The organism is Falsochrobactrum shanghaiense, assembly GCF_003149535.1.
Lineage (GTDB): Bacteria > Pseudomonadota > Alphaproteobacteria > Rhizobiales > Rhizobiaceae > Brucella > Brucella shanghaiense.
In genome coordinates this window covers 1-1,809 of record NZ_QGDB01000029.1, presented here as the reverse complement: position 1 = coordinate 1,809, position 1,809 = coordinate 1, and the positions used below count along the sequence as shown (strand labels likewise).

Here is a 1,809-nt window from a genome sequence, read left to right as displayed (position 1 = left end):
TGCATTGCTGGCTGATGCAATCCGGCTGCGTTATTTTGCTTGAATATGATGGTTTCGCCAAGCTACAGAAGTTTCATGCCCATACTTATTGAACAGCTACATCATATCGTCGGCCGCAAGCACGTTTTGACGGGCGATACGCAGACACGCCGCTTTCGCCAAGGCTATCGCTATGGAGGCGGAACCGTGCTCGCGGTCGTGCGTCCCGGCACCCTGCTTGAGATGTGGCGCGTGCTGGAGGCGTGCCACAAGGCGGGAACAATCATTATTTGTCAGGCCGCAAATACCGGGCTGACGGGAGGCTCGACGCCGGTGCCGCAAGGCTATGACCGCCCGGTGGTCATCATAAACATGATGCGCCTTAGCCGGCTCGACCTGCTCGATGGTGGCGCGCAAGTCGTCTCTCATCCCGGCGTCACGCTCGACCAGCTGGAGAAGAGGCTGCGTCCCATCGGACGTGAGCCGCATTCTGTGATCGGCTCAAGCTGCATCGGCGCCTCGGTTACTGGCGGCATATGCAACAATTCGGGCGGCTCGCTGATAAGACGAGGCCCGGCCTACACCCAGCTTGCACTCTTTGCCCGCATCGATGCCAATGGGGAATTATCCCTCGTCAACCATCTTGGCATCGATCTGGGCGATACGCCTGAAGAGATATTGAGCCGTTTGGACAATGGTGAGATTGCGGCTGATAAAGTCGATCGATCATCGAACCTTTCCGCATCGGATCACGAATATTGCAATCATGTGCGTGATATTTCCGCCAGTTCCCCGGCAAGGTATAATGCCGATCCCCGGCGGCTTTACGAGGCGTCGGGATCCGCGGGCAAGCTTGCGGTCTTTGCGCTGAGGATCGACACATTCCCTGCCGATGACAAAACCCAGGTCTTTTATATCGGGTCTAATGATCCCGCCGAACTCGAAAGCATCAGACGGGATATTCTATCGACTTTCGATAGTCTTCCGATCGCTGGTGAATATATGCACCGCGATGCTTATGAGCTTTCGCAACGCTATGGCAAGGACATGTTCCTGTTCATCCGGACTTTCGGAACGGACAGGGTTCCGCTTGCATTCAGCCTGAAAAGCCGTTTCGACGGCATGACTGAAAAACTGGGCTTTGGTGGAGCGATCAGTGACAGGCTGCTTCAGTTTGGGGCAAAATTTCTGCCGAACCACCTGCCATCGAGACTGAATGACTTTGGCGAGCGGTATGAGCACCATCTCCTTCTTAAAATGGGAAATGATGGCATTGAGGAAGCGCGGCAATATCTGGCAGCGCGCTTCCCGAGCGCGCAGGGCGCTTATTTTGAATGTAGCGAAGAAGAGGGAAAAGCCGCCTTCCTGAACCGTTTTGCTGTCGGGGGCGCGGTCGTCAGGTATCGCGCTGTCCATTCCACGACTGTCGAAGATATTGTCGCGCTCGACATTGCCTTGCCGCGCAACACCATTGACTGGTTTGAGCGGCTGCCTGCTGAAATCCAGCAGAAAATTGATACCATCATGTATTGCGGGCATTTCTTCTGCCACGTTCTCCATCAGGAATATCTGGTGAAGAAGGGAGAGGATTGTGAAGCGCTGAAAAAAGAGATTCTTGCGCTATTGCAGGAACGCGGCGCGAAATATCCGGCGGAGCATAATGTCGGGCATCTTTATGAAGCTGAAGACAGCCTGAAACAGTTTTATCGGGAACTCGATCCGACAAATTCCTTCAATCCGGGGATAGGGCAAACCAGCCGCCTGCTGAACTGGAAAGAGGCAGGGCATTATTCCGAAAGCTGCTGATGGAAGCGGGAAGGCGGTTATCGC

Annotated in this window: 1 protein-coding gene; it reads left to right on the top strand. The window is 54.5% G+C overall.

The features are described 5' to 3' along the window. Positions 1-75 precede the first annotated feature (75 nt). The gene (gene dld / locus DKP76_RS18850; protein WP_109708177.1) at positions 76-1,785 is read left to right on the top strand and encodes a D-lactate dehydrogenase; all 1,710 of its coding nucleotides are present in this window, start codon (positions 76-78) and stop codon (positions 1,783-1,785) included. Positions 1,786-1,809: the final 24 nt, after the last annotated feature.